Source organism: Vibrio genomosp. F10 str. 9ZD137, assembly GCF_049974785.1.
Classification (GTDB): Bacteria; Pseudomonadota; Gammaproteobacteria; order Enterobacterales; family Vibrionaceae; genus Vibrio.
Genome location: NZ_JBNGCJ010000723.1, coordinates 1 through 5,684, shown reverse-complemented (window position 1 = coordinate 5,684; position 5,684 = coordinate 1). Strand labels below are relative to the sequence as shown.

The following is a 5,684-nucleotide window of genomic DNA, read 5'->3' as shown; positions in this document are numbered from 1 at the left end:
ATATCAGAGTGGAGGTTATCCCCAACCATCAGCACTTTCGATTTACATGGGTTACCCATTTTTTCCATCGCATGTGCAAAAATGTCGCCATCCGGTTTCGCCACACCCACTTCTTCAGAAATCACCACATGCTCGAAATAGTCGGTCATTGCTGTTCTTTCTAAGCGAATAGCTTGAAGCTCAGTGAATCCATTGGTAATAATGCCCAGTTTTGCTTTTCCGGCTAGCCCTTCCATAAGTTCTTTTGCGCCAGGTAGCAATGTACATATGTCTGCCATGGCTTCTAAAAAGGCAGAATTGAGCTCTGCCGTTGTCGTATTCAGTTTATTTGCCCACCCATCGAACCGTACATGCTTCAACTCGTATGCGGTAATGTCACCATTTTGATAATCAACCCAAAGCGGCTTGTTCACTTGCTGATAAGCATCAAAATCATTCTGAGTGAAATCCACACCTTTGCGCGAAAACATCAACTGCATCCCTTTAAAAGAATCGAAGTGGAACAGGGTCTCGTCAGCGTCAAATAAAATCCAATCGTACTTCATGGTGGCTCTCTTTATTACTAGGAAAAACAGTTTCGTGGGAAAATCGACTATTGATGTATCGGCGTGAAGTGTAATCGTTTTGTGCATCTATGTAATTAGCGATGCCATGAGAAATATACTAAAAGGTAATAACAAGGGTTAAAAGGTCTTCATACTTCAGATTATTGACCGATTAATCATTAATGATGAATGGCAATTCACTAATACGTTTCCTAAACTTTTAGATTACATAACATCGCCCCCTATACATTGAAGAAAAGGATGTTTGAATTGAACCATGACCCTACAAATACGAGATCCAAAGAACTCCAAAGTGGAAAACATACCTATTTCCCTTTGGAATTCTTTGATGAACTGTCTCAAGCCAAAACCTTAGGAGACATACTCCGCAGTACTTCATTTTGGATTAAACAGATCTTTCAATCGGATCGGGTCAGTATCGCTTTACAACAAGAACCGGATTTTTTGTCTTTGTTTGCACTAAGCGGGAATGAAGCTATACCTCTTGATCATCCGATTCCGATCGCTAACACGATGGTTGGACATGTTTTTACGTGTGAAAAACTGGCCATTTGTAACGATACCAGCCGCGAGGCATGGTTAGATTGTCAATGGTTAGCGAAAGGCGGTTTGCTGTCTTGCATGGATGCCCCACTGGTTAGCAACGGTAAATGTTATGGCACTATTAATATCGGACACCATGATAAAAACCACTTTCATGAACAAGATGCCCGCGTTATTTCGAGCTTGGTGAGTTGGATTGCCTCTCAAGTGCGAGTGCAGCAGCACATACTAGAAATGGAAATTCTAGCAAACATCGATGCATTGACAGGAATCATGAATCGACGGGCTTTCTTTGAAGCTACCCAGTTAATTAATGATAAGCCAAGAGCGTTTGATAAAAACTATGCTTTGCTTATTATCGATATTGACTATTTCAAGCAGCTCAATGACCAACATGGACATTTAGGTGGGGATGAGTTCCTCATCGCAATGACAAAAAAGATCCAAGACATAAAACGTAAATGTGACGTGTTCGCTCGGTTAGGCGGAGAAGAGTTCGTCTTATTACTGAGTGAGGTGACAGAAGCTGATGCCGCCGCACTCGCAGAGAAATACCGTTTGTCCATTGAAGGGATGGTCACTTACTACAAGAAAAAACCTCTTATCTGTACGGTGAGCATTGGTATCTCTTCCCCAAAACTATCTGATCAGAACTTTCGTGATGTCCTATCACGCGCAGATGCAGCCCTCTATGACGCAAAAAATTCAGGACGTAATCGAGTGTGCTGCTGGAACGAAAAAAGCAGACATAAGTAGTTCAGCGTGACCCTTCGTCGACCTTTCTAATAATATTCAGGCATTATCTCGCTTTAATGCGCAACCACAAAACGAAGTCACTGCACGAAGTCTTCAACTATCCTTTGAATCTCTCCGCTCTTTTTCAGCTCTGATAAAGCCTGTTGGTATTGACTCTTGAAATGCGCTTTAAAAGGAAAATTCTCGCCATTTGCAGAAAATCCAAGGTAGCCATGCTCTGAACTTATCGTCGTGCCAACTTTAAGCCCTTTTCCCTGGTATTTACCAACTTTTTGAAGTTGTTTTAGCTCCCACTGAATGGACAACTCATCGTTCATGTAACAGTCAATTCTACCCGCAATAAGCTTTAACAGATTGCTAGACGTTCCTGAGACGGCATCCGATTGAATCATTTCAGCTTCAACAAGTTTTCTGTATTCAGCGCCTCCTGATGAGAAACCAATATTGCTACCGATCGTTAGCCCCAGATAGTCATTTGGCCATGTGGGTTTAGGTGAAGACAGCACTTTTTCACCACAAATAACGATCAGTGTTTCATTAAGGATAGGAAAGTCGTATTCCATGTATGGCCGCTGTATTTCGCGCTTGTAAGGTGGGTACAGAGCAAATATTTTCCCATGACTTATTTCAAGTAAACCTCGCTTCCATGGTCGACCTTGAAGGGTCACCTTATAATCGGGCATACGAGAAAAAGCTCGGCTCAGTATCTCGGTATAAATACCTTTCATTTGCCCGTCTTCAGTATACGAGTAAGGGGGGTAGGAATCGTCGCCATACACGACTACTTCTATTTGGGCATAAGCAGTTGAAGAAAATAGAAAAAACAGGGGGAAAAAAAAAGCTCCTCTCATTGTTCGCCTCAGTATCTACTAACCGCATAACATAATTAACGGACACGGAACGAGTTAAGTCAATATTAGAATACAAATACACCATGATAGTGAATAAACTCATTTGGGCCGAGAGGGTATGAGCTTAAGGTAAGAATGTAATTGGTTATTTTTGTACTCAATGGCTGAGTAGATACTATTCTCCCTTCGACCAATCACTAAAAATTGATATCGGTTGTCGCCCTTAGAAATAGAAACGCTGAGCACACCCTCAACAAGCGCCCAATGCCCTGTTGTCGGTAAGCGGTCAAACAATTTGAACTCGTTCAACGTTCCATCTGGCAAGAACTCAACCTCGGTAATGTACCCTTCTGTGCATGTTTTTATCCAAAGAGAATCCGTCACTTCGTCTTGTAGAATATCACTCTTACTCGCTAGCCAATTCTTATAATCCGCTGTGTTTAACCACTCATTGTCTACCGTTTCCATCTCAATAGCGGGAGAGCCTTTGCATTCACGATGGAATAACTGCAAATAAACCTTCTCTTTATTCATGTCACTCACTCTTCTGATTTTTCGTTAATAATCTAAGAACAACGCCAACGAAAGTAAATCGCTAGTTTACCAGGTGGAATCCTTGTTATCATTGCGCTTGTATTTTTTCATTATGCCTAGGTTTACCATGATTCCAACCTCCGCCAAATCCATTATCGTACTCGATTTCGAAACAACGGGGCTTTCTCCTAATCAAGGCGATCGAGCGATTGAAATCGGTGCCGTTAAACTTCAACACGGAAAGGTTATTGATAGCTTTCAGCAGCTCATGAACCCTGGCTTTCGTGTCAGCAGTTTTATTGAAGGGTATACAGGGATAACCAATAACATGCTGAAACAGGCACCCAGTAACCAGCAGGTCATGCATGAATTTAGTGAGTTTATTCAAAACAGTCATTTAGTCGCCCATAATGCCTCTTTTGACCAACGATTTCTCGACGCTGAATTGGAGCTCATCAATCGGTCATACAATGGTCAGTTTGTCTGTTCTTTGCTTGTCGCTAGAAGACTGATCCAAGACGCCCCAAGCCATAAATTGGGCGAACTCGTCAAGCATCGACATATCGACAATGACGGTGTTTTTCACCGAGCCCTAGCCGATGCAGAGGTCACTGCAAAACTGTGGTTGTCTATGGTGGAAGATGTTGAACAACACACTCATTCCGATGTCACTTTTGCTCTGATGAAAACCATCAGTCAGACTAAAAAAAGTGCAATTGGCACACTACTGCGCGCAACAAAACAATCGTGATATTGATGCAAACCGCTTGGCATGCATTGTACGCGTGTTAAAATGCGCCACTTTACGATGCTCCTATAGTGTTGCACATTTTGGTGTTACACATTTCGCGCTATCATACCTTTATTGACCCTTACCGAGACAATCAATGCCATTTTCTAAACTAGGATTAAGCGATCCACTACTACAAGCAATCAATGAATTAGGTTATGACAAACCGACCGAAATTCAGCAAAAGGCGATTCCGCTTGTATTGTCTGGCCAAAACCTGATTGCCGCGGCTCAAACGGGTACCGGTAAAACGGCGAGTTTTGTGTTACCCATTCTTGAGATGCTGAGTAAAGGGGAAACCCAACGTAAAAAACGCATTCGAGCGTTAATCTTAACGCCAACTCGCGAGCTTGCCATTCAAGTCAACAAGAGTGTGACCGAATATGGTAAGCACCTTAACCTAACATCAACGGCGATATTTGGTGGCGTCAGTGAAAAGCCTCAAAAACAACTGCTGATTGACGGTATCGATATTTTGGTCGCAACACCGGGCAGACTTTTAGACTTGTACGGGCAACATGCGGTTCATTTTGAAGAAGTTGAAACGTTTGTACTGGATGAAGCGGATAGAATGCTCGATATGGGTTTTATTGAAGACATCAATAAGATCATCGCGCGGTTGCCACAAAACATTCAAAACCTGCTTTTCTCTGCGACGTTATCCAACCCAGTACGCGACTTGGCTAAATCAGCCATTGATGATCCTGCTGAAATTTCTATCGCCAAACACAGTGCGTCAAAAGATACGATTGAGCAGTGGTTGGTTACAGTCGACAAAGACAAAAAATCGGCACTACTTAGCCATATGATCCAAGAGAATAATTGGGATCAGGCCCTTATCTTCATTGAAACTAAAAAAGGGGCAGCGAAGCTCGTCTCACAACTCGAGAAGCGTGGTATTGCCGCAGAGTCTTTCCACAGTGGCCGAAGCCAAGACGTTCGTTCCCAACTGCTTGCGGACTTTAAAGATGGCAGCATCAAGTTCCTAGTGGCTACGGGCGTGGCAGCACGTGGTATCGATATTGAAAACCTCACTCGGGTATTGAACTACGATCTTCCATTCCCAGCGGATGAGTACGTTCACCGAATCGGGCGTACTGGTCGTGCGGGTGCAAAAGGCGAAGCGATTTCATTTGTTTCTCGCGATAACTTCAAGAATCTATGTATGATCGAGAGTCGTTTGGGCCATTTGATCGAACGAAGAGAAATTGACGGATTCACGCCAACCAAAGATGTACCAATTTCGATTCTAAACTATGTACCAAAACATAAACGTGAGCAGAACTGATCGCTCGTTAAGCGAATCAAAAAAGGCTTTACCCTCATCAGGTAAAGCCTTTTTTATACAAACATATCGGCAGATTACACAATTTCCCAACTGTGTGTCATTTCTACGCCTTGACCTAACATTAAGCAAACCGAGCAATATTTTTCTAACGAATCGGCCGCGACTTTCGCAACAATGTCGGCATCAAGTGAGGTACCAGACACAACAAAATGAATGTTAACTTGGGTAAAAATACGCGGTGCGACTTCTCGACGCTCAGTCGTCAATTTAGCCACACATTCACTCACCTGCTGACCCGCTTCTTTTAAGCCATCTACCACATCCACAGAGCTACAACCGAGATCGGAAGAGCGGTT

General features: G+C 42.9%; 7 protein-coding genes. 3 read left to right on the top strand and 4 right to left on the bottom strand.

Features of this window, described 5'->3' with window-relative positions:
• Nucleotides 1-545 (bottom strand): pyrimidine 5'-nucleotidase (yjjG, locus tag ACP45E_RS17240; RefSeq protein ID WP_069585315.1); only part of this gene is annotated, 545 nt, incomplete at its 3' end.
• Nucleotides 546-806: 261 nt separating this feature from the next.
• Here yjjG and ACP45E_RS17235 point away from each other — a divergent pair.
• Nucleotides 807-1,865 (top strand): sensor domain-containing diguanylate cyclase, encoded by a 1,059-nt coding sequence (locus ACP45E_RS17235; protein ID WP_017035841.1) that lies wholly within the window; start codon nucleotides 807-809, stop codon nucleotides 1,863-1,865.
• Nucleotides 1,866-1,942: 77 nt separating this feature from the next.
• On the opposite strand, the gene ACP45E_RS17230 is transcribed toward ACP45E_RS17235, so the two are convergent.
• Nucleotides 1,943-2,716, bottom strand: a complete 774-nt coding sequence (locus ACP45E_RS17230; protein WP_017039081.1) for a substrate-binding periplasmic protein — start codon at nucleotides 2,714-2,716, stop codon at nucleotides 1,943-1,945.
• A gap of 99 nt (nucleotides 2,717-2,815) precedes the next feature.
• Nucleotides 2,816-3,250, bottom strand: coding sequence for a hypothetical protein (locus tag ACP45E_RS17225; RefSeq protein WP_017039082.1), 435 nt, complete (start codon nucleotides 3,248-3,250; stop codon nucleotides 2,816-2,818).
• 127 nt (nucleotides 3,251-3,377) lie between these two features.
• On the opposite strand from ACP45E_RS17225, the gene ACP45E_RS17220 reads away from it, so the two are divergent.
• Nucleotides 3,378-4,001: a 3'-5' exonuclease gene (locus ACP45E_RS17220; RefSeq protein WP_017039083.1), complete on the top strand. Its 624-nt coding sequence runs from the start codon at nucleotides 3,378-3,380 to the stop codon at nucleotides 3,999-4,001.
• 136 nt (nucleotides 4,002-4,137) lie between these two features.
• Nucleotides 4,138-5,328, top strand: coding sequence for a DEAD/DEAH box helicase (locus tag ACP45E_RS17215; RefSeq protein WP_017039084.1), 1,191 nt, complete (start codon nucleotides 4,138-4,140; stop codon nucleotides 5,326-5,328).
• Between the two features lie 74 nt (nucleotides 5,329-5,402).
• On the opposite strand, the gene ACP45E_RS17210 is transcribed toward ACP45E_RS17215, so the two are convergent.
• The coding region (locus ACP45E_RS17210; RefSeq protein WP_069585313.1) for an OsmC family protein at nucleotides 5,403-5,684 on the bottom strand (282 nt) is incomplete at its 5' end.